25 protein-coding genes are annotated in these 26,177 nt (G+C 57.6%); 9 read left to right on the top strand and 16 right to left on the bottom strand.

Going from position 1 to position 26,177, the window contains the following annotated elements; translation table 11 throughout:
* Positions 1-566: 566 nt before the first annotated feature.
* The 5 genes from neuC to AC5I5I_RS10195 form a co-directional block, all read right to left on the bottom strand.
* Entirely contained in the window at positions 567-1,703 is a 1,137-nt protein-coding gene (gene neuC / locus AC5I5I_RS10215) for a UDP-N-acetylglucosamine 2-epimerase (protein WP_495972491.1), read from the bottom strand.
* Between the two features lie 639 nt (positions 1,704-2,342).
* Positions 2,343-2,603: a hypothetical protein gene (locus AC5I5I_RS10210; protein WP_495972489.1), complete on the bottom strand. Its 261-nt coding sequence runs from the start codon at positions 2,601-2,603 to the stop codon at positions 2,343-2,345.
* An 86-nt stretch (positions 2,604-2,689) separates the two neighbouring features.
* Complete coding sequence (locus tag AC5I5I_RS10205) at positions 2,690-3,037, bottom strand: hypothetical protein (RefSeq protein ID WP_495972487.1); 348 nt, start codon at positions 3,035-3,037, stop codon at positions 2,690-2,692.
* Between the two features lie 300 nt (positions 3,038-3,337).
* Positions 3,338-3,496 (bottom strand): hypothetical protein, encoded by a 159-nt coding sequence (locus AC5I5I_RS10200; protein WP_495972485.1) that lies wholly within the window; start codon positions 3,494-3,496, stop codon positions 3,338-3,340.
* Positions 3,497-3,560: 64 nt separating this feature from the next.
* Positions 3,561-4,307, bottom strand: coding sequence for a Crp/Fnr family transcriptional regulator (locus AC5I5I_RS10195; protein ID WP_495972483.1), 747 nt, complete (start codon positions 4,305-4,307; stop codon positions 3,561-3,563).
* Between the two features lie 334 nt (positions 4,308-4,641).
* Here AC5I5I_RS10195 and AC5I5I_RS10190 point away from each other — a divergent pair, with 334 nt between their 5' ends.
* Together AC5I5I_RS10190 and AC5I5I_RS10185 are read left to right on the top strand one after the other, a co-directional pair.
* A complete protein-coding gene (locus AC5I5I_RS10190) occupies positions 4,642-4,827 on the top strand; it encodes a hypothetical protein (protein ID WP_495972481.1) in 186 nt (61 codons plus the stop codon).
* A gap of 390 nt (positions 4,828-5,217) precedes the next feature.
* Positions 5,218-5,727 (top strand): YciE/YciF ferroxidase family protein, encoded by a 510-nt coding sequence (locus tag AC5I5I_RS10185; protein ID WP_495972601.1) that lies wholly within the window; start codon positions 5,218-5,220, stop codon positions 5,725-5,727.
* A gap of 258 nt (positions 5,728-5,985) precedes the next feature.
* On the opposite strand, the gene AC5I5I_RS10180 is transcribed toward AC5I5I_RS10185, so the two are convergent.
* From AC5I5I_RS10180 to AC5I5I_RS10170, 3 genes are all read right to left on the bottom strand, one after another.
* Complete coding sequence (locus AC5I5I_RS10180) at positions 5,986-6,300, bottom strand: hypothetical protein (RefSeq protein ID WP_495972479.1); 315 nt, start codon at positions 6,298-6,300, stop codon at positions 5,986-5,988.
* 288 nt (positions 6,301-6,588) lie between these two features.
* Positions 6,589-6,804: a hypothetical protein gene (locus tag AC5I5I_RS10175; RefSeq protein WP_495972477.1), complete on the bottom strand. Its 216-nt coding sequence runs from the start codon at positions 6,802-6,804 to the stop codon at positions 6,589-6,591.
* 85 nt (positions 6,805-6,889) lie between these two features.
* Positions 6,890-7,318 carry a nuclear transport factor 2 family protein gene (locus tag AC5I5I_RS10170; RefSeq protein ID WP_495972599.1) on the bottom strand — a complete coding sequence of 143 codons (429 nt, stop codon included), beginning with the start codon at positions 7,316-7,318 and terminating at the stop codon, positions 6,890-6,892.
* Positions 7,319-7,736: 418 nt separating this feature from the next.
* On the opposite strand from AC5I5I_RS10170, the gene AC5I5I_RS10165 reads away from it, so the two are divergent.
* From AC5I5I_RS10165 to AC5I5I_RS10155, 3 genes are all read left to right on the top strand, one after another.
* Positions 7,737-7,913 carry a hypothetical protein gene (locus AC5I5I_RS10165; RefSeq protein WP_495972603.1) on the top strand — a complete coding sequence of 59 codons (177 nt, stop codon included), beginning with the start codon at positions 7,737-7,739 and terminating at the stop codon, positions 7,911-7,913.
* The gene (locus AC5I5I_RS10160) at positions 7,838-8,026 is read left to right on the top strand and encodes a DUF6894 family protein (protein WP_495972597.1); all 189 of its coding nucleotides are present in this window, start codon (positions 7,838-7,840) and stop codon (positions 8,024-8,026) included. Before AC5I5I_RS10165 ends, AC5I5I_RS10160 begins: the two co-directional genes overlap by 76 nt.
* A gap of 321 nt (positions 8,027-8,347) precedes the next feature.
* Entirely contained in the window at positions 8,348-8,530 is a 183-nt protein-coding gene (locus tag AC5I5I_RS10155) for a hypothetical protein (protein WP_495972475.1), read from the top strand.
* A gap of 157 nt (positions 8,531-8,687) precedes the next feature.
* Here the strand turns inward: AC5I5I_RS10155 and AC5I5I_RS10150 are convergent, their stop codons facing one another.
* Positions 8,688-9,086 (bottom strand): low affinity iron permease family protein, encoded by a 399-nt coding sequence (locus AC5I5I_RS10150; RefSeq protein ID WP_495972473.1) that lies wholly within the window; start codon positions 9,084-9,086, stop codon positions 8,688-8,690.
* A 2,602-nt stretch (positions 9,087-11,688) separates the two neighbouring features.
* The gene (locus AC5I5I_RS10145; RefSeq protein WP_495972471.1) at positions 11,689-12,105 is read right to left on the bottom strand and encodes a DUF1236 domain-containing protein; all 417 of its coding nucleotides are present in this window, start codon (positions 12,103-12,105) and stop codon (positions 11,689-11,691) included.
* A gap of 586 nt (positions 12,106-12,691) precedes the next feature.
* On the opposite strand from AC5I5I_RS10145, the gene AC5I5I_RS10140 reads away from it, so the two are divergent.
* Positions 12,692-13,420, top strand: a complete 729-nt coding sequence (locus tag AC5I5I_RS10140; RefSeq protein ID WP_495972469.1) for a methyltransferase — start codon at positions 12,692-12,694, stop codon at positions 13,418-13,420.
* A 708-nt stretch (positions 13,421-14,128) separates the two neighbouring features.
* Entirely contained in the window at positions 14,129-15,565 is a 1,437-nt protein-coding gene (locus tag AC5I5I_RS10135; RefSeq protein WP_495972467.1) for a hypothetical protein, read from the top strand.
* Between the two features lie 44 nt (positions 15,566-15,609).
* On the opposite strand, the gene AC5I5I_RS10130 is transcribed toward AC5I5I_RS10135, so the two are convergent.
* The 6 genes from AC5I5I_RS10130 to AC5I5I_RS10105 all read right to left on the bottom strand — a co-directional run bounded on the left by AC5I5I_RS10130 (position 15,610) and on the right by AC5I5I_RS10105 (position 24,281).
* Positions 15,610-17,877, bottom strand: coding sequence for an ATP-binding protein (locus AC5I5I_RS10130; RefSeq protein WP_495972465.1), 2,268 nt, complete (start codon positions 17,875-17,877; stop codon positions 15,610-15,612).
* Positions 17,878-18,124: 247 nt separating this feature from the next.
* Positions 18,125-19,216 (bottom strand): sugar ABC transporter substrate-binding protein, encoded by a 1,092-nt coding sequence (locus AC5I5I_RS10125; protein ID WP_495972463.1) that lies wholly within the window; start codon positions 19,214-19,216, stop codon positions 18,125-18,127.
* A gap of 49 nt (positions 19,217-19,265) precedes the next feature.
* Complete coding sequence (locus AC5I5I_RS10120) at positions 19,266-20,603, bottom strand: sensor histidine kinase (RefSeq protein WP_495972461.1); 1,338 nt, start codon at positions 20,601-20,603, stop codon at positions 19,266-19,268.
* A 755-nt stretch (positions 20,604-21,358) separates the two neighbouring features.
* Positions 21,359-22,498, bottom strand: coding sequence for a hypothetical protein (locus AC5I5I_RS10115; RefSeq protein WP_495972459.1), 1,140 nt, complete (start codon positions 22,496-22,498; stop codon positions 21,359-21,361).
* Positions 22,499-22,577: 79 nt separating this feature from the next.
* The gene (locus tag AC5I5I_RS10110; RefSeq protein WP_495972457.1) at positions 22,578-23,354 is read right to left on the bottom strand and encodes a cyclase family protein; all 777 of its coding nucleotides are present in this window, start codon (positions 23,352-23,354) and stop codon (positions 22,578-22,580) included.
* A 21-nt stretch (positions 23,355-23,375) separates the two neighbouring features.
* A complete protein-coding gene (locus tag AC5I5I_RS10105; RefSeq protein ID WP_495972455.1) occupies positions 23,376-24,281 on the bottom strand; it encodes a fumarylacetoacetate hydrolase family protein in 906 nt (301 codons plus the stop codon).
* 138 nt (positions 24,282-24,419) lie between these two features.
* Between AC5I5I_RS10105 and AC5I5I_RS10100 the strand changes: the two genes are divergently transcribed.
* Positions 24,420-25,139: a GntR family transcriptional regulator gene (locus AC5I5I_RS10100; RefSeq protein WP_495972453.1), complete on the top strand. Its 720-nt coding sequence runs from the start codon at positions 24,420-24,422 to the stop codon at positions 25,137-25,139.
* A gap of 14 nt (positions 25,140-25,153) precedes the next feature.
* A complete protein-coding gene (locus AC5I5I_RS10095) occupies positions 25,154-26,074 on the top strand; it encodes an ABC transporter substrate-binding protein (RefSeq protein WP_495972451.1) in 921 nt (306 codons plus the stop codon).
* Positions 26,075-26,177 lie beyond the last annotated feature (103 nt).

The following is a 26,177-nucleotide window of genomic DNA, read 5'->3' as shown; positions in this document are numbered from 1 at the left end:
AATGTTAACCGTTTGGCGCGTCAATGCCGCGCGTGCGGGCCAAGGGCTCAGCATTTCCGAGAAGTCCTTTAACAGCGCCGAAACTGTCCTGCGTAATAGACGCGGCAATGCGTTCTGGCGTTGGATCGCAGGGGTTCACGAGGGCGCAGCTGAGAGTCGCCACGCCTGGCGCGTCAGGGAGGTTTTTGTTCGTCTTAATGGAACGTCCGACATCTGTGCAACATTTAGGGTCATTGGCGCCAATAGGTCAGCAACAATGACGATTAGAGTCACGGTTCACAGGATCAACATACAGCGCTATGAATCCCTTCTTATGGGAGACCTGACGCCTTACGAGCGCCGTTTCCTCGAGGAACGGATCGAACAAGAACGTTCAGCGATGAAGCTACTGTATAGCCAAGGATTGCCTCGGGGAGCTTCGCTTCCGTCGAAGCTCACCCGCGCTGACTGCACGAACTCGTGAACCCAAGCCGCACATTGCCAAGCTTGCCTGCCTTTAGGGCGGTGAGGTGATTGCCCGTGAGGGTCCGGAAAGTGACAGGAGAAAAGGCTGAGAGGCCCGTCAATCAACCAACATAAGACAGTTTCTTTTGTATCCTGAAATCTGCTTCGGCCAAGATATCGGCAATCTGATTGCCCGCTGTTCCATCGCCGAACAAAACTGACTCTTCATATGGTCCGTTCGCAATTTGGCGCCGAATGGCTGCTTCGATCTTTCCAGCTTCGTATGGTACATCGCTGACGTTGATGCCACGCTCGCGACCATGCTGTCGTGTTCCGATATTGACGCATGGAACACCCATGAATACGCCTTCGCGAAGCCCAGATGAAGAGTTTCCCACCAAGCACGCACAATGCTTAATAAGCCTCAGATAATCCTCGGGTGCAAAGTTTCTATAAAAATGCAGGTAATCCGTTTTATTATTTTCCCGGAAGACCCTGAGTCCCTTCGAGACGTCGTCGGAGCCTGCATCGACATTAGGCCATAGCCACGCGACCTGCATTCCAATTTTAGAAACAGCGTTGAGGGTTTCACCGATCTGAGCAAAACCTTGCCCGTATTCCGTGGTGACCGGATGTTGCAAAACCACAAGATACGGCCGATCGGGGTCGATATCGGCGCCAACGCCAGCATAACGCTTAAAAATATCGGATGGCAGGGACAGATCAGTTTCGGCAACGAGATCGATCGACGGACATCCGGTTAGGTGCACGGTGTCTTTTTCCTCGCCCATACGCAGCAAGAAATCATACGCCTGCTCTGTCGCTGGAAAGTGAATGTGCGAAAGTTTTGTCACCGCGTGGCGTACACTTTCATCGATCGACCCAGTTACCTCGCCACCTTGGGTATGGGCGAGCGGAATATTCATGTAGCTGGCCGCTATTGCAGTGGCGATCGTTTCGAACCGGTCGGCGACCGTGATTACGACGTCGGGCTTGATGTTCTCAAATTGAGAAGCGAGTTCGATCACGCCGAGGCCGGTAGACTTGGCCATTGTCGTCGGCGTCTCGCCTTCCACAATCGAATGCACTACCGCAGTCGGCTCAAATCCATCGGCTCTCATGATATCAATCACGCTGCCAAAGCGATGCAATAGCGCAGAGGCGCCAACGAGAATTTGCAACTCCAGACATGGATGCCGCTGCACGGCCCGCATGGCACTCTTGATGCGTCCGTAATTCGCGCGGCTGTTCACAACCACGCAAACCTTCCGCCTTCGCATCACTCCAGGTTTCATTTTGAATCCTTGTGGCCCGCTTTCGGCTCGCCCGCTGGTCGTGCCCATCTCTACGGAATTTGAAATCCGCACACGTCCTTTTACATTCAAACCCAAACGTATTTGGGGTCCAGCACCAAGCCGGCTCGGCAGGTTGTTCAGCAGGACCCGCCCCTGTTCTTTGCGGCAAACTCGCCCGAAATGTCCCGGTCCCAGCTGATCTCAAGACGAGGGCGGGCTCACCGCAAACGCTGGAGGCTGCCCCTCCGCCGCCGCAGTCCCAACTGAGTTCAGACGGTCACGTTCCAAGGCCGTCTGCCGTGCCCTCGGTAGACGAAGGCGGACCGGTCATCCACGGGCGACCGGCCCATCTCAAGTATGGTAGCGTGCCCTTCCGTCGCTACTGGCCCGTGGACTGTGCGCTTACGGCCGGAGATCGGCCGATGCTGTGCGGCAAGGGACTGCCCAGCGGCTTGTCACTGGATTGTTCTAACTGGAGGCTTTGCTTCCATCTCCTCGCAATCCGGACAAATGTAGACAGCCCAGCACCCTCCTTCTTCAGCGGGCACCAGACCGGCAAACATCATCAGCCCGGCACATTCCGAGCAGGCCCTTTCGCGGGGTTCAGAGGCTTCCATCACAGCGGGCGAAGCGGCCGTACCCCAGATCGATCATGCAGGGACCTTGGACCGTCGGCTGATACGGACGGCCATTACGGTCAAACGACGGGTCGGCAGGGCCGGAAGCACGGTAGTGCGGCCGATACTGGTGAGCATGATATGGCGGCTTTTTATAATGACGCTTCTTCGCCGCGGAGAGCTGCATCGCACCTGCCTGCGTGAATGGAATAGATAATGCTATTGCCGTCAGGAGAGCGATTTTCATGTTGACCTCAGATCTGTCCCTGAGGGCAAGTAATCCTCGCCCGGTAAGTTGCGATTTAAAAAAGACACATCAAACATTAAGATTACTTAAGGCTGCTTTTCTTTTGCGCCGTAGCCGGTCGTGTTCTGGCGGGTGTGGCCGTCTCTGATTTCGTTGGTCGGCTGGGGCGCACCTGAAGTCTGTTGCTGGCTCGGTGACGTCCCACCGGTGGTGCCGGGAACGCCATAAATAACGAAAGCGCCAACAGCTACGATAAGAAGAGTCGCGCAGCCAACTGCAAGCACGATCCAGGCGGATGAATTCGCACGGTCATTTTTTTGCATCACGGTCCTTCTTTCCGTCCCTTTGTTTGGGGTATCCGGCTTGAACCTCAATCGAATGACGTTCTCGTCCGGCTTGCAACGCAGGTCTTCGTTTCCAGAAATCTCGGCCATAACTTACGCCTCCGGCCGCGTCCCATCGCTCACTTCCCCGAAGAACAGGCAGTCGGTTCAATCGTTCCCGCGAACTTCCGAAGCCTGGTTGCTCGTGCACCCGATAGCCACACCCCACTGGGGGCGGCGGCGCGGGTTCCGAGGATCTGAAATCGGTCAGGACAGCATGCCCGACCGAAGAGACTTTCCCGCCTATAACTGTTTCGGCCGCGGCGCTGCCCTTGACCAAATCATCAACGCTAAACCGCGCCTTTACAATTGTTCTGTGCTGGCACTGCCGCAGCGTTGCTTGGCCGGCTCTCAGTGCGCCGAAAGATGCTGCTCGACATACAGCGCAACACTTTCGAGGTCGTCGAATACCTCGTGCCGCATCGGATAAAGTCCGTTCAAGGCAAGTTCAGAATACCAAAGCCGCGCGAAATCGCCCTGATCCGCATCAAGGCGCGCCACGATCGCCACCAATCTCTCGTCGAAAAAAACCAGCCGGGCTTCCGACTGGCCATCTGACCGTATTTTGACAGGCTCAAAGCGTGTTCTCTGAGGCATGGCTTCTCTTGAAGTGAAGATATCCCGGATCAAACCCAGCAAGCTTACGTAGCCCTTCCCAATCGGTAATCGCCAACTCGTGTCGATGCAGCGTTATCAAGCCTTGCTCGCGCAACTTGCGCAGTGTCTTGTTGACGTGAACGAGCGACAGCCCCGTTGCGTCAGCGATGTCCGACTGTGTCACATCAAATCGTACGGCGCGCGCTCGTTCCGCAAGACCAATTGCCTCAAGCCGGATGACTTGCTCGCAAAAGACATGAGCGATGCGCTCATCCGCCCTGCGGGTTCCATTGTTGACGATGGCCATGTTCGCCATGGCCGTATCCAGAAGCGTGTCCCGCCAGAGTGTATATGCAAGGTTCGGATAATCACGGCACAGTTGCTCTACGCTGCGATGCGGGATACTCGCTACCTCGCAGGCGGTCAGTGCTCCCACTGCATGGTCCATATGTTTTAAGACGTAGCTGTAGAGATCGACAACGTCGCCCGGATACTGAAAGATGAGTATCTGGCGTCGCCCGTCTGCCAGTTCCTTGTAGCGGCAAGCTATGCCTGAGAGGATCACGGTTGAGACCGGAGGCTCGCTGGCATCCGCCACAATATCCTGTCCGCGCGGTACGGTACGTGGCGGTTCCAGGCAACGCAGCAGGGCCCGTTGCTCTTCCTCGCTGACATGATGAAGCGCGCTGAGCTTCCTGATCAGCACATGCGTGTTGCTTGCCATTGCACCTCCGAACGGCAAGCGGGGCATACCATACATAAGGGCTCGCGACGCATTTTTTTGCTATCAAGGCATCAAGTTCGGTATCCATCGCCGGCCCAAGTCTCGATTGGTAAAATAGCAGACGTAAGCTCGTTACCTTGTCGGATGTATATGGCTCTTTGTCTTTTTACATAGTTGAAGGTCCCAAGCTATCGCCGCGGAACTCTGTCCATATGCCCTGCGGCGGGATCGGCAGCCTCGCAGGCGCGGTCCGGGGCTACTTTTCCAGACAGATTTCCGAAGGCACTTTAGCAAAAGACAAAGCTCACCTTTCGACGACTGCTAGACTGTGCCCATGACAAACTATCTCCATATGAACGTCGCAGCGCTTGAGGCCGAGATCGCGCGCACCGCAGCAGCAATCGAATCTTTGAAAGCGCGTGGTCACCGAACGGTGGATGCCGAGAAGCATCTCGAATGGATGAAAGAACGGCTTCGGTTATGGAATGGGTCGGAGGGCGAGATCCGTGTTGCTTCGTAGAAAGTGGACTGCTGAACATGATGTAGCCCTTAAAGCTGCAATCGAAAGCGGGGTGAGCTTGCAGCGCATTGCCGTGCGGATGAAACGACCACAGGGCACTATAGTCGAAAGGGCGAAGGCGCTTGGCCTACAGGTGCGGCGTTCTAAACGAACGCCTCCATCTGAAAGGCCATCGACTGTGCACCTATAGCGATGAAGCGCAAGGACCCTACTGCACACACAGGCGCGTTGATCGCTCTCGATCTTTACAATTTATGTGTGCTTGCGTTTTCTAGGAACAAGCCAAAACCAGGAACGGCCTCAAGTGTCCCGCTCCGCGACACCCTTGCGGGAACTTTGACCGCGGGCCGCGCGTTGTCTGGGTCGAGCCTTTCAACATGGGAGCGAAAAATGGGAATTTTCACTAAAGACATTCACACCATGGAAGACCTGTTCATCCACGGCCTGCAAGATATTTATTACGCTGAACAGCAGATCACGAAGGCCCTACCGAAGCTGATTGATATGGCCACGAACCGCGATCTTTCCGCTGGGCTGCGCACTCATCTTGAGGAAACCGGCAAGCAGATCGAGCGCCTCGATCAGGTATTTGCCAAACTGGGTCAGACGCCGAAGGGTACGAGTTGCCCCGCCATCGATGGCATTATCAAGGAAGGCGATGAGATTGCGGGCGAGGTCGCCGACAAGTCGGTTCTCGATGCAGCCATCGTCGCGAGCTGCCAAGCGGTCGAACACTACGAAATTACGCGTTACGGCACCCTAATCGCGTGGGCTGAAGAGCTCGGACACGACGATGTCGTGCGGTTCCTGAACACGAACCTAAATGAGGAAAAGGCGGCTAACGCGAAGCTAAATACCGTTGCGCTGCGCAAGGGAGTTAACAAGAAGGCGGTTGCGTAGGCACATGTGTTGTCGGTAACCGGCGTCACACGGTGGGCTCTGGGCCGCTCTCCAACGACGCGGGCGTTATCAACGCCGAACGCCTAGGCCGGTCGCCTGTGGGGGCGGCGGCCGGCCACCGCGGCTTTGAAGTCGGATGCTGGGCCCTTTTGTCAGACTGTCCTGCCATCGGCGTCGTCGGCCACGTGCGCACACCGTACGTGGCTGCGTTATTCCTCCTCATCCCGGCCGCGGAGATGATCCCATAATAGCGGAGAGTTAAGCTCCGCCTTGAAGCGGGATCCGGCTCTTTAATTCAGACTGAGGTTTTTCGACACGAGCGCGTCGGAGCCGCCCATGCGCCTCTTCGCTGAATATATCAACTGCACGATTGGCAACTCTGATTGTTTTGAGTTCACCGCTTCGTCCGATCTGCATGACGATTTCGGCCAACCGTTCCCGGTCGCTTTCGTTGCTCCGCGTTAGCACCCGCTGCAGATAGCGCCAAGCCAAGTCGAAAGCTCGCGCTAGCACCTTCAGGGTTTCGGGATCGAACTCATCGCGAAACTGTTCCAATACGAACGCGTCGTCCATGACAATACCTCGCACGCGAACAAATCGGCTTCAGATCAGAATTGAACACCGTGTGTGCAAGCGGCGCAATACTTGTCGCAGCGCAAAAATAACAAAAGGCCCAGCTAGCCGGGGGGACTAGCTGGGCCGAAAGAATTGTAGGTCCACACATGAACTTGCTTGTTAAGCGGGCTTACGGCTTTTCGTTCCGTGGCTTAGCGATTTAATTCGGGCCCGTCGGAGCCATGCCGGCGAGCGCCAGCACTCCGCCAAGGTTCGCGGCGATGGCCGCAGATGCTGGCATTCGTATCACCGTCTTGTAGGGCGTTTGAAGGTTGGACCGCTGCCAGAGTTGCTGGGGCTAAGCGTTCCGATAATCTCGTCGCCAGTCCATAATTCCAGCGCGTGGCTGTCGACCAATTTTATTGCCTCTGCAACCGCTTCGTTCCGATCGGGCGCCACGATCTCGTGAACGCCAACGTAGCGGCCGTTGATGTCGACGATATAGGCGCGAAATTCAGGCATCAGTTCTAAGCCAACGTCCTTAAAACGACTGAGCAGGAGCTTTGGAGCGAAAGCCGAGCAGTCTATGCTAGGCGCTGCTGAGCCGTTAGTGCGTCAGGGCGTGAGCTTGGTTACGGATATGCGGACCGCACTTTGAATGGACAATTGCCCCCGTTTCGTCGAATGAAACGTACATCCGAACCGGCTTCGCTTCGAAGCTGAGATAGTCGATCACGAAGCGCTCACTTTCTTGACTGGTCCTTACCAGCGAAAATCTACCGGGCGCGTTTGATCGCAATTTCTGGACCCAATATTCTTGGATCGCAGCGCGTCCGGCGTAAACAGCGGGGCCGCTGCAAGCACACTCAAGTGTGGCTTCGACCGCGTAATATTTGAGGCATGAGTCAATGTCACCGGACTTACATGCCTCCAGCCACCTTTCGATTTGCAAAAGAGGATCTAGCGAAAACCGGATAGCTGATTTGGATGCCCGCCCGGGTCCGTGCCTTTGTCCAGCCAATCCAAGTTCGCGCATGCGGCGCTTAACGGCGTGTACCGAACGCTGTAGCCGGACCGCAAGACGCGTCGGACTTACATTGTCTCGCACGGCTTCGACCAGGATCGCCTCTTCTTCTGCCGTCCAGGGAATATTCTTGGTTTTCACAATTAAACCCAGTCGTTTTCTTGCGCCCTTAGTGTTTGGATTAATTCCAACGTGGTGTAAGTAGGATAACCTCGTGTTCATCCGGCGTTAATGGTTCCAAGGCGTTCGCCTGGCGCGATGATCAATTGCAGGCGGTGAGGCGTCTCGCGTTCGGGGCGGGCTGCAAGGTGCGCCTGGAGAGTATGGTCTCCAAGCGTAAAGGCCAATTGCTCCGGCCTCTGCAAGCGCTGGATCAAGGTCAAGAATCCGGATGCGCCGTGGAATGTTAGGTTGGACGAGGTTTTTATCCGTGTCTGGAACGATCAGCAAGGGAATCAGTTTCAACCTGACCTGTGTATTTGACGCGTCTTTGTTAACGGAAGAAAGATGCCTCGATATTTTTTCGACTACCTGGATCACCCCGACCTTTGTGACCATGCAGGCGCCGATCTCCCTAATGATGCAGCGGCGAAACAAGAAGCCGTAGCACGCGCTCAGGATGCCAGAAGCACCCACAGTTTAGTGGCTTTCACGGAGACGGATGAGATTGCTGTGCGCCGGGAAGGAGGCGAATACTTCTTCAAGATCCGGATACGTTGACCAGCGCTGATCCCGCCCTCCCATCTCCTCGTTGCACGGTCAGCGATTGCTTGCCGGGCTTTTTCTTTGTGCCTGCGGTCACCGCCGGACCACTGCCAATGACTTGAGTTAAAGTGCTGCTTCGTTTGCCTGCCGGGCGATCGCCAGGATATCCTCATCTACAGCGCCGCGGTGGCATCGGCTGATAAAGTGCGAGTGGCGGGACGATGAAACTTGGCAATGCGCAAGTTCCTCATAACTGTACCACGATGCGGTTCCCTCTTGCAGGCTACAGACGCAGAAGTCTAAACTGCCAGTTCCGGCGGAACAGGAGGCTGCGTCATGGGTAAAAGAGCCCCTGAATTTCAGCACACTCTGAATCGGTTGCAGTTCGACATTGAACAGCAACGGAACACCATCGAGAGCCTGAAATCGGATGGTCACGTCACTGACGACGCAGAGAAGCATCTTGCCGAACTGATTGCCTCTGCGCAGTTGCTAGGTTCCGCGCCTCTCCAGACTTAAGAGTTTGCTCGCGACGGCTCACGTCAGCCATCAGTTCCATCGCGGCGCGAAGGAACGTGCGGGAATCGACCGCCCCGTCCTTCAATTCGCACAAAAAAAAGTAGCCCGCCGCGCGTTGCTGTGGGCTCATTTTTTGGCCAGTCGAGAGATCCTGCCTTCAGATCGTTTTCTCTAGGGCTTTTTCGACTTCGCGATTGGCTCGCTCCAGGCATTTTCGTCGGATGTCTGCCAACTCTTCTTCCGTGAGGTCCTCAATGCCGATGTAGCGGTTCTGTGCCGCGGACACACGAATGAGTTCATCCAACTTCGCCTGTATCGCCGCACCATCACGGTTCTGGGAAATCTGAATCAGGAAGACCATCAGAAACGTAATGATGGTTGTGCCGGTATTGATGAGTAGCTGCCAGGTATCGGAGAACTTAAAAACCGGGCCGAATAGAGCCCATACAACAATGATAGCACAACAAGCGAGGAAAGTTACCGGCTTCCCGGCAGCATGCGCCATGGCCGTTGCGAGGTACGAGAACGCTTTTGAGACAGCAGACGGGCCGGACATTTGAGTCTCCTAGTATCGATACTCGTAGAGGCCAAAAATATTCCCGGTCCGGCAATCCGCAACGAAAAAACCCGGGACGCATTTCTGCGGCGGGGGCGCCACCAGCGGCGCGACCGGCAGCGGAAGGCTGAGTAGGAACAAGCCCGCCACGCACAGTGGGCGCACATGGCTGAAGCGGCTGATAGCAGGATGGTGCGCGTGACAATTGGCCAACAGCGCCCTGTTTACCGCGGCGTGGCATGATGTTCCCGTGATAGAGAGCCGGCCGCCCCACAGGCGACCGGCCAGCCGTTCAACGGGAGATAGAGCCTGGGTCGTTTGAGATCTGCCCAGAGCCACAGGGTCTTGCACCACGGTTAAGATTTTCTCTTCCGCAATTTGCCATGCCTCATCAGGCAGAGGATACTGCCCCGCATGCCGAGCTTTCGCGCCTATGTTGTCGGTCCTAGTGGCGACCATATCCGCATCCACGAGATCCCAGCGGTTGATGTGGATGAGGCCGTCGCTGCTGCAATCAAGCTGGCCAAAGACTCTGATCTAGCTCTCTGGTGTGATGATCAGTTTATAGGGACGCTGTCACCTTCCGCTGACAGCGCCAATGGTCCGACATTCAAGCGACCTCTTGGGCGGCGGCGGGATTAATGCGGCTTCCTCCCTCACGCCGGGCCCTCCGGCGCTCGCCTATTTCCCACCGACCGCCACGGCCCGACCTATGGCTGCTAGACTGCCTCGCAGGTCGAATCGCGGAGCGTGAGGCCATGGACACTGTCGATACTGTGCCTGCGATGCACTGTCCGAAGTGCAAAGCCAGGCTGCAGGTGCGAGCCTACTTGCCTCCTACCGACACACTGCCAGCAGTCGCTGGCTACTGGTGCGAGGATTGCCAGGACCAGACGATGGTCGAACTCGATTCAGAGGCGTAGTGAAAGCTTCTGTATAGGTTGTGACTAACGCTTCCGCAGAGCTCAGCCGCTAGTCACTCCCATGGAAGCGCTGGCGGCTTACGGCATTCCGGAGGCTGAAGTGCGTGACCAATCTCCCACCTATAAAAGGATAGTACGTTTAGGCAATCCGGTTCGCACGGGCGAGCAGGTTCGACACTGAGGAAACATGCCATCGACCGGCACGGGGAGATCGGGCCCCGCGCTCATTAAGCGCTTTCGTCGTGGCCCCGATGCTGGTGATGCCCCCAGCACGCATCGTCGTAAGGAATGGCAATAGCTCGCGGACATATCGGTCCGCGGTCTCTGACTGCACCGTTCGGCCAAGTTAGCCGCGTCCAGTGCGCTCACCGGTTTGCCAAGCCCAGACCCGGCCGCACGCCTTCGCCGCGAGCGCGGCTTTGGTTCGCTCCGAAATCAGCCGCCGCTCTTTCTCGACAAGCGTGGCGTACAGGTGAAGCCAGCTTCGATACCAGCACGCAGCATTTCGCGGACTTGGCAGCAGCCAGGGCTGCAGCGAGTTGAGGCCGCCGTTCGAGCGCGTCTGCACCCTTGCCGGTTTCGGGCATCGATGTACTCACCGAGCAGGGAAATGCCTTCCGCTTCGGCGAACCGGCTCATTGCAGCCCGCTGGGCCTCGATCCCAATCCCGAGCGCTGCTGCCGCTGTGTCGAGACTCGCAAGTAGGTAATCGCGCTGTCCATACAAACAGCAACCACCGTTTGCGGTTTGGATGAAGTCGAATCCAGAGCAATTTCATTGCTGTTTTCGTGTTGCAGCAGCGAGTGAAGCCCGCATCCCAAGCCCCGGAACCCGCGCTTCAACGCGGCTCGTTTTGAAAAGTGCCGGTCATTCGCCGGCGGGCGAAAAGCCCGCACGTGCCGGCTAGGCACCATAGGTGCCCTATGGCCGAACGAGGGCATCTATGGACACTCAGGGCGTCTACGCCTTGTCTTGCAGATTCAGAGCTAGGGTCGCTCTGCACTCAGTATTGCTGCATTGAAGGCGGGCGGCGGACTTGGCGCTCACCCTGTCGTCAAGCTACTAGAGCAGCGATATACCAGCGTACATCGCAATAGTTCCGGTCACGACGACGGTGACGTAAGCGATTTCCAGTGCCATGCCAGGCTCCCGCTAGCCGCTTGTTTGTCCCCCAACGGAGGTCGGTTTCGGAAGTTCAGGGAACTCATCAGTTACAGTGACAATTTCTTTCAAAGTTGAGACACCCGTTTCAAAATTTGCGGTGCAGGCCATTTCGCGATGCAATGACTCTTTTGCTGGCAAACCGTCGCCAAGCTGTCATGCTGAATCCGTAAGACGAAGGTCTAAGGCGGGGAGGCTCTCATGTTGCGTTTTTTCTGCCCGACTGCGCGGCAAGAATTCGACAGCGGCATCATCCTTGACGAGGAGACCTACCAGCGAAACCGGCTGAAGATCGTGGCCGTAGAGTGCATCCATTGCGAAAGGAAGCACCGGTTCCTGATAGCGGACTCAAGGTTCACGGCCCACGAGGTCGCGGCTTGACGGCAAAGCGTCTGGTCGGGATTGCCGCAATCGCACCCGTTTTATCGGTCCTCGTAATCGGGCGCGCTAGAAGTCAGAATTAAAAGCTCCGCTCTGTGAAACAAAGCGGAGTTTTTTTGCTCCAGCAAAATAAGTTTTCAATAGACGTCGACAACGCGACGTGTGCGGACCTCGACTATTACCGGCCGATCGTTGACGACGGTATACCGATATCCTGCAGGTACGCGATACTGTGACGGCACTTCGTAGTATTCCACCCCATCTTCTGGGAGAACTACGCCCGCCCGCACGTCGCCCTGGTACGAATATGAAGGATGACGCTCGCTGACGACATATTCGCGAAAGCGGGGCCGATCCTCTACTCCCAGAATGCCGCCCACGGTGCCGGTCGCCGCGCCGATTGCACCGCCGACAATAGCTCCGACCGGTCCCGCAGCATTACCACCCGCTGCCGCACCCTCTTCAGCGCCACGAAGCGTGCCCTGAGCCTGAGCTGTGAGCGGCGCCGCCAACGTTGCGACCACGGCAAGAGAAGCTAGCACTCGAATTGTCATAAAACCTCCGCGGTTTGAGATCGTCCAGACCCCTTTGGGGGACGACACCCCCCGTAACGGAGGCTTAAGATCGTCCAGACCCTTTGGAGAGACGAATCCCAACCCGCAACGGCTGCCCGCGTTCCACACGTCTCCGGCGAAGATCATTTTCGGTTGCGCGGGTTCAGCGGGCGCGGCTGACCGATCTTGCGATAACTAGGGCTAGGCAGCACAAGCTGCAATGCACTCCAGTCATTCAAGCTCTCCCGCCTGATGATTGGACGCCACCCCGAAAACCCCATACGCCTCGGCCCCGGGGTAGAGCGCCGCCTGTATCCGGGGTAGAGCGCCGCCTGTATGAGGCGGACGTTGGCTACCGCCGCGAACTCGAAGAGTTTTGTAAGCTCATTTTTCGAACCGTTCCGGCCGCCCGGGCAGCGCACTGGGCAACTGACCCAAAAATCTTGAGGACCCGGAACGGAGAAGGATTTCCGCGCGCAAGGAACTCGACTGAGACGTTCGGTCTTGAAACCATGACGGCACCGCCTGTTGGCATGGGCGTGTGCCGGTCGGGGAAGCTGGGTCAGCACCAGTGTTTGAGGCCGCAATGAACCTCTCTGTCCGCGTTTTGAAACGCAAGTATTACAAGCCGCTGAAGCGGCGTTTGGCTCGTTGGAGAACGATCAGCTACGGCGATATCCAAGTTCACTACAAGAAGCATCTCGACGGTGGGGGAACCTATTTTGGGCAAGACTTCATCCCCTTGTTCAAAAGGTGGAACCTGCCAAAGCAACAGCGAGCTTTCGAATGGTGCGCTGGACCAGGATTTATAGGGTTCTCAATGCTTGCGCACGGTATGTGCGACAGCCTTTGTCTGGCTGACATAAATCCAGAAGCGGTTGAAAGCTGCAATCGCACGATTGCGAGCAACGGCTTGGAGGGGAAGGTCGCGGTCTACCATTCCGATAATCTCAGCCAAATTCCATCGTCTGAGCGTTGGGATTTGGTCATCAGCAATCCCCCGCACTTCGACGATGGTTACTTCGAGGCTGAGCTGCGAGCGCATGACCCTGGCTGGCGCTTGCATCGCGAGTTCTTCACCACTGTCGGAAGGCACCTGACAGAGAGCGGCGTTATCGTTCTGCAGGAAAACAACAACGGATCAACGTCAACCACCTTCAAGGCGATGATAGAGGAAGCTGGTCTGGAGATTCTGTTCGTGCACAACGAGATTCCGACCAGAACTGCCGAACATCGCTTTTACTACATCGTTATCGCTCGGAAGGGCGCGCCATTACCCCAATGGGTGTTCCAAGTGAAAGCGCGGGAATCGTAGGGCATCGCTAACTAAACCAAGAAGATAATGATTGGAGTGTTGGTTCAGGCGCTCGTCGAGACGGGCGACTTAGTTGGTTGACGTTATCCACGGGAACTTTCCGCCGGCCGCTTGGTTGACTTGCGCTTCCGTCTGAGGACCGTGGCTAACCACAGAAACAGTCAGGGAAAGTTGGCGTGAAGACAAGGCTGACAAGTACTCTTGGCTCGAACTGGTTACGCGAGCCGTGGATCCGTTTACTTGATTATCGGTGTAATGGCTGTCTCTACGAGACCCGCTCGCGGCTTTTGAGGATGCGTGTTGGCACTCGTCTAGGTCGGCCAATCTTTGCCGGTTGCCGACGGGGGCTACTCGCGCTGATCACCGGCTGGGGAGGCGCTCTGCTAAACCGCACGAGCGACATCTGAATCGTAATACGCGCTTTCGGGGAGCGACGAGACTCATTGGTCGGTGACACTGATCACAGACCGGTGCGGACGAATCAGACTGATCGTTCGCAGAAAAATGTTCAAGCTGACGGGCTGTAGGCGATTCGAGTGCGCCCGTCGTCGTAGAGGCAATTCTAAGCAGTACCATGCGACTGGTATTATCAGTGTGCCAAACTTGCCCACAACCATTTTTCATATTCGGTCTGATCGGGAGTGTGGAACTTTCGTGCCCTTTTGAAAGTATCCCATCACGCTCGGGCGATCCGTATTTTGAGCTCTGTTGAAGATGGCCAACCCTTCAGGCGCTGGACAATACGCCAGCATCTTTTTTCCAAGCCGGTTGCTTCGCGCTGGGTCCAGGATGGGACTAATACTTGTTGCCGCCATATTCGCGGTCGGCATAGCTTACCGGCTGACCCAGTTGTGGCTTGTTCCAGAGATCGTTGTTGCGGTACCCGCGACGGAACCGGCTTATGAGGCAATCTTCGCAGGTCTCGCACGTGCTGCCGATCCAACGGCTTTAAAACTACAGTTGAAGGTTTTGCCTGACCTCGTAGCGACGACGGAGGCTTTGGATCGGAAAGAGGCCGACTTCGCGGTCGTTCGTGCCGATGTGGCCTTACCAGACAGCGGCTTGACCGTCGCACAATTGCGCGACGACCCAGTCCTCGTAATCGCATTTGATGTCGATGCGGCTTCCACCAGGCAGGACGAAAAAAAGTCCGTCCCCAAGCGTGGTGCAGGAAAGGCTACCGAGAAGAAGGAGGCAAAAGAAGAATCCGACCTGCGCGACAAAAGGATAGCTGTATTTGCCGACAAGGCGGAGGTCGCGCCTCTCATGTCCTTGCTTATGGCGAACGACATTCCAGCTACAGCAATTCGCACTGTCAAAGGCTCGCTCGACGCGTTGGAGTCGGCTCTAAGGAGTGACGAAATTGATGCGGTTGCCGTGGTGTCCCGGCCGAACGCGGTTAGGGCACTGGTTGCGTCAATGTCAGGGCACAAACCCTTGGTATTGCCGGTCACTGTGCCTGCTCCAGGTGGGAAAGCACCTGTGGTATCTGAAATCACTCTACGAGCACGGTCTCTGGGTCCAAGTCTGCCTGAGGAGGATGTGCAGACGGCAGCGTTATCATGGCGTCTGGTGGCGCATAGGGACGTGGAGCGTGTAACGGTAGCCGCATTCCTGCAGTCGATGTTCTCAAATCGTATTGCGCTCGCAAAAATCTCGGACCTTGCCTGGCCGATAAAGGGCGTTGCCGACGAGGATGCGACCTTTGCAAGGATCCCCAATCATCGCGGTGCTCTCGATTACTATAATCGGGAACAGCAGACATTTATGGATTTATACGGCGATTGGCTCTGGATCGGTTTATTCGCGGCGGGTGGGGTGAGTTCCGGGCTTGCATGGCTGGTCCAGTTGCTTTCACGCAGGCGCAAACAGCTCATAGAAAGCATCTTGGATAGGTTGCTTGAAATTCTTAGCGAGGCACGGCGTGCCGTTACTGTTTCTCGTCTGGATGAACTTACTGTGGAGATTGACGGATTGGTCACGCATGCAGTCCGGCAAGCTCGTTGGCGGGCTGCCGACGCGATTTCAACAACAGCCTTGACCTTGGCAATTGACTCGAGTCGTGCCGCGATTACTGACCGCAGGGAGCGCCTGCTCCGCGGCGAGGGAACAAACGAAGCTTGCAAGACTACGCATCGCCAATAAGGATGTTTCACGCTGCTTGCGTAGCCGGCTCCTCGGAGGTTTTGTCAAGAGGGGGGCGGGAGCAAATTCGGATAACCTGATCCATTTAGTCCCACAGCGGCTGACGCTCTCGAAATCGCCTCGGCAAGATCGCTTTGCAGGTAGGGCTTGCTGAGGCGGGTGATACGGCTGATGTCGTCCGGCAGTTCTGCGTAGCCGGTTGCGATAATGATGGGTAGATGTGGGTGCTGTGACCTGACCTCACGCACCAACTGGGCACCTGTCATGTGCGGCATCGCGTGATCGGTCAAGAGAAGGGTAAAGGTATGGTTCTGCATCGCAGCGAGCGCCGCAGCTCCCGACGCGGCCTTAGTCACTTGGTGCCCCAGATCCTCCAGCATGTGTGCCGTATTGTTAAGGATCAGCGGGTCATCGTCCACGACAAGAACATTTAGAATGCCACCATTGGGCGACCTCGCAGCTGGCACTGATACAGCTGCATCTTTTGGCGCTGCCGCGCTTGCGTTCGTAGCGGGCAGGTGTAGCTCAACGGTGGTGCCTGCACCTGGTCGGCTTTTGAGCTGCAGTTTGCCGCCGGATTGTTCGACCATTCCCTGAACCATGGAAAGTCCGAGCCCGGTTCCTTTCCCCACGCCTTTGGTCGTGAAAAAGGGCTCCGTTGCACGCCGGAGTATCGCCTCGTCCATGCCGGTGCCCACATCTTCGACGCAGAGGCAAACAAACTCCGGGTCGGCATCGCGTGGAGTTGAAGGCAGGGCGTAAGCGGAGATCCGCAGTGGGCCCTCGCCACCCATAGCGTCCCGGGCGTTGACCGCCAGGTTTAACAGCGCGGTTTCCAGCTGATTGGGATCAACGAGAATCGGGGGAAGGGTTTCGGGAATATCAATATCCAGCCTAATCGTTGGCCCAAGCGATCGCTCAAGCATATCCGCCATACCGAGAACGAGTTGGTTGAGCGATACAGCCTCGGGCTGCAAATGCTGCCGTCGTGCGAACGCCAGCATGCGGTCGGTCAGAGACTTGCCGCGCTTTGCGCCCTCTACAGCATTGTCGAGAAGACGCAAAAGGCGCTCTTGCTGAGGCACGCGCTTGCGAAGCAGCTCAAGGCTGCCCAGGACGGCCATAAGCAGGTTATTGAAGTCGTGCGCGATGCCGCCTGTCAGATTGCCAATCGCTTCGATTTTCTGTGCCTGATGAAGTGCCGCCTCGGCTCTGGCCCTCGTTTCTTCCGCCTGCAAGTAATCGGCAGTTCGGGCTCTTACCTGCTCCTCAAGCTCTTCGCGGAAGCAGCGCTCGCTCTCACGCGCTTCGGCTTCAGACCTAACCCGCTCGATATGCGCCCATGAGCGCTCGGTGACCTCTTTGATGAGCGCCAGCTCATAATCGTTCCATATATGCGCGGTCTTATGGTGGATTGCCATCAGCGCGGTGAGGCGCCCCTCTTTGACTAGCGGCATGCAAATCGTTGCACCGATGCCGATGTTCTGAAACGTTGCAGCCTCTTCAGGCGCTATTTCCTTAAGATTGTCATTTATGATGAGGGGCAGTCCGGCTCCAAGCCTTTCGACAGCCAGTTTGCCGAAGTCGGCCAAGCTATAGTGCCCCACGATATGGAGGGCACCCGGCGCCGCCCAGTCTCCCCTGATTGTGAATCCGTCCTGATCGGCGTCCATATCGGCGTAGGCGCAACTGGTGACGCCAAGGTGCTCGCCAACCATACGGGTCGTTATTGCCAAAACAGCGTCCGCGTCGGCCGACTTGGCTGTTTCCTTACCCAGTGAATCAAGGAAGTGAAGTCGCGCTTCGTTTGCCCGAAGCTGGCGGTCGGCTTTGACCGCCTGGGTGGTTTCGACGACGATAGCCATCACGCCGATCGACCGTCCGTTCTCGTCGGTGATCGGGGAATAGTCGAGGTTCATCCATACCTGCTCGGGGCCTGCGGTCCGTGACAGGGTCAGTTCATGGTTTTGATAGGAAAGGGTTCGGCCCGAGAGCCCGACCTTCATGACGTTATCGTTGAAATCCGCGACCTCAGGCCATCCTTCTCGAACCGGCGAGCCAAGCAATGCGGGATGTCGTCCGCCGGCGAAGCCCGAATACGCATCGTTGTAAATCATCGTGCCTTGCTCGCCCCACAGGGTGACGATGGGCACGGGGGAGCGCAGAATCAGGCTAACCGTCGTCTTGACCGCAGCAGGCCATTGTTCAAGCGGACCCAGCGGCGTCCGTTCCCACTTGAACTCGGTGATAAGACGGCCCAGCTCGCCGTCACCCGCGAGAAACATCGTTTCCGAAGAACGGAAAGTGGTCATGACTGCGCAAATGCTTACAAACTTGGGCGATGAAGGCGGGGTACATGTTCAAAAAGAACGCCCGATGCTCGGAATCCAGCAACTAACGAGGGGGCTTGCAAAAGGTTCCGAGCAGCCTCGGCGCCGAGCCCCTCTGAAACCTCCCGGGGCTAGGGAGGACGGGAACCCAGCTTGCTATGGTCCTTCGCGACTCAGCCGCGGCGTCGGCTCGCGGTGAGCGACGAAGGTGTCGGCTGAACGCGTAGCTTCAACGCTCCGATGACCAGGGAAAGTTAACGTAGCTGTCTCGGGTCTCGTAACAAATGTTGCCGTACATCCGCAGATAAACCGCGCGCCGTTGAGGATCGTGAAAGACCCTGCCTGGGTCTGCTACATCGGACTCATATTGCGCTATGTTCGATCTGGTCAACGCGTATGGCAAGATGTCCATTGCCTGCGGCACGCTCTTGCCCTCCAGCCAGTCCGCAGCGAACTGCCCTAGTGCGTATCCAAAGACGGGAGATGCCAGACTGACGGTGGCCTTGTACGGCCCACCTCTTTTGATCTCCGCCACGGCAGTAGGCTCGCCGTCGATGCCTCCCAGGAATTGCTTATCCGTCGCCTTCCCTGCGGCCCGCAACGCGGCGAGAGCGCCAAGGACGACCGTGTCCGCGCCGAGCACGGCGTCGATGTTTGGGTGCGCGAGTAGAATGGTCTGCATGGTGGCGAATCCACCGGTTTCATCCACTGTGACGGGAGAAATGTCGGCGACAATCTCCACTCCGGGCATGTCCTTGAGGGCGTCGCGCATTGCCACGAATCGCGGAGACAGGAACTGTAGACTGTCATGGGTGAGCAGCACGACGTTGGCCTTACCGGCAAGTTCTTTGCGGATAAATGCGGCGGCGGCATCGCCCAACACTTTCCCCGTCAGATATTGCGGCGCATTCAAAAGCGTGACAGCCGGTGGCGGTACCACGGTTCCCACGTACGTACCGGCGTGGATGAGCCTCTGCAGGCTCGGCGCTACGGACGGCGCGTCAACTGGCGCTACCACAACGGCACCGATCATCTGCTTTGCCAAGCTCTCGACCTGTTCGATCATCAACCCACCGTCGTTCCTCGCCAATTCGACACGGAACGATAATCCGCGGTCCGATGCGGCCGACGCCAGCCCGCGGCCGACCCCTTGCATGAATTGCCGCTCATTGTCCTGCGCAAATACAAGGTCTCGGTTCAGCCCCTGCGGCGGTGTGCAGGAGGCTGCCGCCGGATTGAAAGGGGGAAACGCCGTTGGGGTCGTGATGCCTTTCGGGATGGGCTCAGGAGCCTGCGCAAACGCCGACATCGCGACCAGCATCGCGGTTAGCAAGGTCGACGAAGTCCAAACGTGGCATCTTGCGCGCATATCAGGCCTGAAGTGGAAAGGTCAGTTGCGCAGCGAGGCCGGGTGCACGATTAATGTATCGTATGTCGCCATCGATCGATTCTGCCATCGCACGGACAAGCCGTGTGCCAAGACCTGTGCCCTTCGGGACCGACTGCTCGGGACGGCCAACTCCGCTATCCTCCACTAGCAGTTCACCGCGGTCGTCGGACAGCCGACGTAGCTGCACGCGAATCTCGCCGCTCTTTTCAGGGTAGGCGTACTTGTAGGCATTGGTCACCCACTCGGTCGCGATCACGCCTAGATTGATGCTCGCGTCAGTGCGCAATGTCAGCGGCTCAATCTCATAGAGGAGTTTTGCATGCAGACCCTCTTCCTGCATCGCGCCCGCCAAATTATCCAAGATGCTCGACATGTAATCCCGAAGATCGACAGTCTGAACGTTGCCAGAGGTGTACAACTTCTTGTGCACCGACGCGATCGCGTTGATCCGCGCCTCGGTCTCGGCTAGGGCGTTCTTGGCCGAGCCGTCAGTTACTGCTCGGCTCTGTAACTTCACCAATGACGCAACCATCGCCAGACTGTTGGCGACGCGGTGATTGACTTCGTCGAGAAGCGTCTCTGCGCGGTCGCGAGCGCGGGCCAATTCTGTTGTTCGTTGCGCCACGCGGGCCTCGAGACTGGTGTTGAGCTGCCGCACCTCGTCGCGCGCCTCCGCAACCTCGCGCGTATAGCGGCTGAGTGTGACCACAACGCCGGCGACCACGATGACGATCACGATCGCACCGAGTCCCGAAGCCCAGCGCAGCCCCGTCGCGTTAGTGTTGAGCTGGCTGACGCTCGCCGTTAGCCTTGCATCAGACGAACGGATAATGCCGGACAAGAAGACATTTGCTTCATCCATCAGGGCTTTGCCGCGATTGGTGCGGAACAGCCTTAGAGCCTCCTCGTCGTTGCGCTGGTTCTTGAGCGCGATGGAGTTGTCCATATCCGAAATTTTGTCAGCCACCACCTGCGACAGCCGCTGGTAGAGCGGCTGAGTCTCGGGAAACGGCTTAAGCAACTTTCCAAGGGTATCGAGGTGGTTGAGTGCGATCGTTTTCGCACGATCGTAGGGCGCGAGATAGATTTCGTTGCCGCTGACCAGGAGGCCGCGTTGACTGGATTCTGCAGTCTGCAAAGCGCTTCTCAACTCGACTGCGGCCGAGCGCGTCTCACGGGCCGCGATCACGTCCTGGAAATGGTCTTGTACCCGGTCGCCAAGCCACATTGTGGCTGCGATGATACCGAGTAGACTAGCAAATCCCACGGCCAACAACGCAATGGCCGAGCCGATCACGAAGCGGCGCGATATCGACATAGCTGCCAAGCGTTGACCGAAATTCGGGATTTACGCAAGTAGGGGCAGCCCAAGCCCTCAACTGACCCTCAGTTATGGGCCAAGTCTCATGGTAGCGCGTCTGAGCTGGGAGTTCTTTGGGGACATCAATACGGATTTCCCACCGCGCGGGACGCTCCGGCCGGACGGATCCTCAGAGGCTTTTAACCGCCTCATTCGGGTCGGCCAGAATGGGATTCGAGAAGCCGAATGCAGTTATGCTTCCAGCAATTTCCGCGATCTGCGATTTTGGGTGCTTGGGGGCGGAACGGCCGGTCGATCGGCCATGTCTCCAACTACAAATTGCGAACGGTAGATCGGTTGGCGTCAGCGTCTGTCATGGCCACCTCCCCCTTTGGCTAAAAAAAAGTTCTGGAATTCTGCGAAATTCCGCGCGCGCCCCCGGACCGGTCGACCATTGAGATTTCCGTTGAGATCTGACCCGCCCCGGGGGTATTGGCGCTGAGGTTGCGAGGCTTACTTATAATGTTCGAGGATGCCGGGTTGACCTCCCAACCACAAAGTGTGCGACGAGAGAAGTCACGGCCATTGCAATAAGCCTATGAAAGGAATGACGTGGTGAATCTGCCTCGAATTTCTTATATTTTTGATCCGGATCACCAAACCGCTCGCACCCTAAGGATCGAATTCCCTCTGCCTCGAAACGGCAGACGGATGCACAGGCAGTAGCTTTCTAAGGCTTCGTGCGCGTCCCGGTTCTAAGGAAGCGGTCCCGCTTATTGCGGCATCACTCGGTTGATCGAGGACTTTTGCCGCTCGATAAGCCGGCGTATCTCGGGGTCGAAATACGCTATTGAAAGCGGAGGCTTTTGGTCAGACTTGCGTCCCATGACCCACCTGCACACCCCTCGAAGCCAGTGGGAACCGATACCAACGGCCGTCAAATCGTTCACCCAGCGATGCACGACCAGATGCGCAGGCGGATTCTGCCACCAACTCGGCAGCGTTGCGTCGCTGTAACCGGCAATTTCTGCAATCTCGGCCGACATAGATTCCGCAATGCGGATGGTCCTCTCTTCATCTTTATCTGTCTTCTTGGTCGGGTTCGCTTTTTTGGCGAATTGGACCCTATCTGGCTTGTGCGCCGATGGTCCATTTTTTAGCCACGTCAGCCATTCGGGCGAAGTGATTTCAATGAGGTTCGTAAGGCTCTTTTGAGCACGCCTGGGGCGGCGAGTAATCTTGATGTGTCGCGTTTCTTTCCAGGCAATGTGCATAGTAGTCTGCACCGTCGTGCGTCCGACTCCGGCCAACGCCGCGATCTTGTCGATCGGAAGAGCGCAAATGCCATGACGTTTAACTTCGCCGCCCACGATACAGAGAACTGCGCGCTGACCTTCAGTGTAGTGATGGCGGAGCGTGTCCGGCAGCGCGCTTGACCCGCCCAGCCGCCGTCGCCGATTTCGGGAGGCCTTTCGATCTGGCGAACGCGGGCGCTGGCGAAGCGCTTGAGGGGCTACGATCCGTTCCAGAGACTGTCTGGAGCCCACGGTGCGAGCCGTGCCATTCTCCCAAGCGGCAATTTCTGAGGCGTAGCCTCGATCGGTTGCCTCGCGGACGCGCATGCGCTCGATACTTGCGAGTAGAACGGGGCTGGATGGCGGGAGCGCGCTCATCATCCGCTCCCGTCGGTTGAGCCCCAGCTCAAGCGAAGGCGTTAGCATCCCAATGGAGTTGTGCTCCCCTTCCGGGATAACTCCCCGATGGTCCGGTTTGGGAATGGCTTCGGAAACGTCTTGCATCTCAATGATGCTGGATTTCCCCAAACTTTTGGCTAAGGTATTGATATTGGCTGTTTGCGGCGCTTCCCTAGGGAGCGCCAGAGGCGCGTCGTATAATGCGACGCAATCATCCACGATGGCGCGCCCCGCGAATCCCGCTCACCGCATTCTGAACATCTAAGCCGCGCCTCTCAACTCGTCGAAAAGCGCGCGTTCAATCCTCGATGATTGCGATGGCTCGGGTCCATCCGGCCGAGCCGTTGCGGATCTTGACCGGCAGGCAGGACACCGTGAAGCCAGAGGACGGCAGCTGTTCGAGATTGTGCAGTTTTTCGATATGGCAATAGCCGATCTCGCGGCCGGCCTTGTGGCCCTCCCAAACGATCGACCGGTCGCCCGTCTCGCGGAAGCGCCGTGCCGTGTGCGAGAAGGGCGGGTCCCAGCTCCAGGCGTCTGTTCCGGTGACCCGAATCCCCCGTTCGAGCAGATACAGCGTGGCTTCACGCCCCATGCCGCAGCCAGAATCGATGTAGTCCTTCTGGCCGAGCCTCGATCCGGCGCGGGTGTTCACGAGCACGATGTCCAGCGGCTTCAGCTGGTGCCCGATCCGTGAAAGCTCGTCCTCGATGTCGCGCGCGCTGACGACATAACCGTCCGGGAAGGTGCGGAAATCGAGTTTCACGCCGGGCTGCAGGCACCATTCGAGCGGGACCTCGTCGATAGTGATGGCCCGTTCGCCCTTGTTCATGGTCGATGCATAATGCCAAGGCGCGTCGATATGGGTGCCGTTATGCGCCGACAGGTTGAGCTGTTCGGCTGCCGCGAACTCGCCGTCGGGAAAGTCCTCGGCCTTCATGCCGGGAAAGAACATCAGCGCTTCAGTGACCGTATCCTTGTGCGATTTGTAGTCAATTCGCGGCATTAGCGGCGGCGGGTCGGACGGAACGTCGTTCTCGATATGTATTGACAGGTCGATCAGTCGGCGCGGCATGTGAGTGCTCGTTGTTGTGGGTCAGCGGTCCTGTCGGATCACAGTGTTGCGCAGGGTGCCGATCTTCTCGACTTCGAGTTCGACCACGTCTCCGTGTTCGAGGTAGCGGTCCTGCTCGAGCCCGCAGCCGTTCCCCATCGTGCCAGATCCGAAGAATTCGCCGGGCACCAGTGTTTCGTCGCGCGACGCGAAAGCAATCATGTCCTCGAACGAATGCAGCATGGCGCTGGAATCGCCCCGTGACCAGACGTCGCCATTCACACGCGCCTCCATCCGAAGCTTGTAGGGATCGGGAATTTCGTCAGCCGTCACGATCCACGGGCCGATGGCGTTTCCGGTATCGAAATCCTTGCCCTTGGCGGGGCCGAGCATGCTGCGCATTTCGGTCATCTGCGCATCGCGCGCGGAGAAGTCGTTGAAGATCGAAAATCCGAAGATGCAATCGCGCGCGCGGCTCTTGGGGATGTCCGCGCCGCCCTTGCCGAGGAAGATGCCAAATTCCAGCTCGTAGTCCATGTACTGGCTGTAGCGCGGCCATCGCACGGTCGCGCCGTGACCGACCACGCTCAGGTGGTTGCCGCGATAATAGATCGGCTGGCTGCGATAAATCTCCGGCACGTCGTGGCTAGGCGCGACGTCAGGTGCGGGCTTGCCGGCAATCCGGGCAGCAAGTTTTTGCATACCGACAGGGGCTTGGCGAATGTGAGTCGGGAACACGGAGAAGTCCCTGATTAGCACCGGTCGCGGGACCGGCGGCAGCAATGCGACGTCAGAGAGCGGATAGGACAGGGCAGGATTGTCGGCACTGCGCTGAAGGGCTCGTGCACGGTCAAGCGCGCGTTCGCCACCCGCGATCAGCGCGAGCATGTCGGCAAATACCGACTCCGCGCCGCCGGCCGCGATCGCCGCAGCCTGGAGGTCGAACACACGCGCGTCGTCCTGGACAACCCCGGTGCGGACTTCGTCTCGGTAGCAAAAACTGGCCAACTTCATAAATCACCCGAAAATATATATACTTTTAATTTCTATCGATTATATTCGAGCGCGTCCAGAGGGCGGAGCAAAATGCAACTGGAAATCACGAGTGAGCCGCAGACCCTTGGGCCTGAAACACAGACCGAGCGCGCTGTTGCGGTTCTCCGACGTGACATTTTGAACGGCAGGCTGGCCCCGGCCTCGAAGCTTGTGATCGCCGATCTCGCCGCCGGCTACGCCATCGGCGCGACGCCATTGCGTGAAGGGTTATCGCGACTTGTATCCGAAGGTTTGGTGCGCGCCACCGGGCAAAAGGGATTTCGTGTCGCGGAAATTAGCCGCGACGATCTGGCCGACATCATTCGCATGCGCCGCGTGATCGAAAGCGAGGCGTTGCAACTGTCGATGCGGCAAGGCAGCGACGAATGGGAGGCCGGCATCGTTGCAAGCCTGCACCGCCTCAAACGCTTCGCCGCGCGCGGCCCGCAGGTGTTTCGCAACGAGATTGACAGTTTCGAGGTCGTGCACAAGGCGTTTCATACGGCCCTGATCGCCGCCTGCGGTTCTCGCCGCATGCTTGAGCAGCACGCCGCGTTGTATGACCAGACCTACCGCTACCGGCACCGCATGCTGGAAAGCGTACCGGAACTCGAAGAGTTTTGCTCCGAACACGACGATCTTGCCGCGCTGGCGCTTGCGCGGAACACCGCAGAGGGATGCCGGCGGCTTTGCGCGCATTTCGAACTGACACTCAAGACGCTCTATCCGGAACAGCCAACGAAGCCGGCGATCTCAAGCAAACGCGGCTAAAAAGGGAGGACAATATGAGGATTATAGCAGCAGCGGCACTCGCGGCCGTTCTGGTGTCGTCTCCGGCGCAGCTTCATGCCCAACTTCTGATCGGCGGGACGCCCAATCCCGAGCAGGTGACCGCTATGGTCGCGGAGCAGCAGGGAATTTTCAAGAAGCACGGGATCGACGGGCGCTTCACCATAATCCCGATCAATCCAACGATCCCGGCCGCGCTGCTCTCTGATTCGATACAGGTCGGTGCGCCCACACCGACCACGCTGCTGCAGGCGGTCGATAACGGGATCGACCTGGTGGTGATTGCGGGCGCATCGGTGAACAATCCGCAAGGCACCGGTATCGGCATCGTCGTCCGGAAGGATAGCGGCATCAAGACCGCGAAAGACCTGCAGGGCAAGCGCTTCGGCGCGCCCGGCCTTAATGCGGTCCTGCACGTGATGGTGCGGCGCTGGCTGACGCAGGAGGGGGTCGATCCGAAATCGGTCAACTTCGTAGAAGCGATGTTTCCGGTTCACGGGGATCTGCTAAAGGCCGGCCAGATCGATGCTGTCGTGACCGGCGACCCATTCATGAGCCGTATCATCCAGAGCGGCGATGGTGAGCAGATACTCAATCTAGTGACGACGCTGCCGGGCGACGTGCCGCCGGTGATGTATGTGACGACGCGCGACTGGGCGCAGAAGAACCCGGACAAGGTCAAGGCATTCCGTGCAGCAATCGAAGAGGCGGCCGCCGAGATCGCAGCCGACCCGGAAAAGGCGCGCGACGCCATCGGCAAGGCGCTGAAACTTCCGGCACCGGTCCTGAAAACGATCCCGTTGCCGAAGGTCAGCACCAAGGTCACGTCGGAGCAGGTCGCTTTCTGGATTGACGTCATGAACAAGCAGAACATGCTGAAGAACAAGATCGACCCGGCCAAGCTGATCCTGCCGTGAAGGAGTCGTACCGAGCGATTTCCTAGGAGCGTTGGAGGACTCACATTGCCGAGAAGGCAACGTATTCCGCTAATGGCACGAAGCAGACATCTGCCTAGTTTCG

It is taken from the genome of Pseudorhodoplanes sp. (assembly GCF_059499825.1).
This window is presented reverse-complemented; position numbering and strand designations above follow the sequence as displayed.

Coding starts and splice junctions, on each gene's coding strand:
- AC5I5I_RS10210 (WP_495972489.1), bottom strand. CDS start 2,603: ATGAAAATCGCTCTCCTGACGGCAATAGCATTATCTATTCCATTCACG.
- AC5I5I_RS10205 (WP_495972487.1), bottom strand. CDS start 3,037: ATGGCCGAGATTTCTGGAAACGAAGACCTGCGTTGCAAGCCGGACGAG.
- AC5I5I_RS10195 (WP_495972483.1), bottom strand. CDS start 4,307: ATGGCAAGCAACACGCATGTGCTGATCAGGAAGCTCAGCGCGCTTCAT.
- AC5I5I_RS10190 (WP_495972481.1), top strand. CDS start 4,642: ATGACAAACTATCTCCATATGAACGTCGCAGCGCTTGAGGCCGAGATC.
- AC5I5I_RS10185 (WP_495972601.1), top strand. CDS start 5,218: ATGGGAATTTTCACTAAAGACATTCACACCATGGAAGACCTGTTCATC.
- AC5I5I_RS10180 (WP_495972479.1), bottom strand. CDS start 6,300: ATGGACGACGCGTTCGTATTGGAACAGTTTCGCGATGAGTTCGATCCC.
- AC5I5I_RS10175 (WP_495972477.1), bottom strand. CDS start 6,804: ATGCCTGAATTTCGCGCCTATATCGTCGACATCAACGGCCGCTACGTT.
- AC5I5I_RS10170 (WP_495972599.1), bottom strand. CDS start 7,318: ATGCGCGAACTTGGATTGGCTGGACAAAGGCACGGACCCGGGCGGGCA.
- AC5I5I_RS10155 (WP_495972475.1), top strand. CDS start 8,348: ATGGGTAAAAGAGCCCCTGAATTTCAGCACACTCTGAATCGGTTGCAG.
- AC5I5I_RS10150 (WP_495972473.1), bottom strand. CDS start 9,086: ATGTCCGGCCCGTCTGCTGTCTCAAAAGCGTTCTCGTACCTCGCAACG.
- AC5I5I_RS10145 (WP_495972471.1), bottom strand. CDS start 12,105: ATGACAATTCGAGTGCTAGCTTCTCTTGCCGTGGTCGCAACGTTGGCG.
- AC5I5I_RS10140 (WP_495972469.1), top strand. CDS start 12,692: ATGAACCTCTCTGTCCGCGTTTTGAAACGCAAGTATTACAAGCCGCTG.
- AC5I5I_RS10130 (WP_495972465.1), bottom strand. CDS start 17,877: ATGACCACTTTCCGTTCTTCGGAAACGATGTTTCTCGCGGGTGACGGC.
- AC5I5I_RS10125 (WP_495972463.1), bottom strand. CDS start 19,216: ATGCTGGTCGCGATGTCGGCGTTTGCGCAGGCTCCTGAGCCCATCCCG.
- AC5I5I_RS10120 (WP_495972461.1), bottom strand. CDS start 20,603: ATGTCGATATCGCGCCGCTTCGTGATCGGCTCGGCCATTGCGTTGTTG.
- AC5I5I_RS10110 (WP_495972457.1), bottom strand. CDS start 23,354: ATGCCGCGCCGACTGATCGACCTGTCAATACATATCGAGAACGACGTT.
- AC5I5I_RS10100 (WP_495972453.1), top strand. CDS start 24,420: ATGCAACTGGAAATCACGAGTGAGCCGCAGACCCTTGGGCCTGAAACA.
- AC5I5I_RS10095 (WP_495972451.1), top strand. CDS start 25,154: ATGAGGATTATAGCAGCAGCGGCACTCGCGGCCGTTCTGGTGTCGTCT.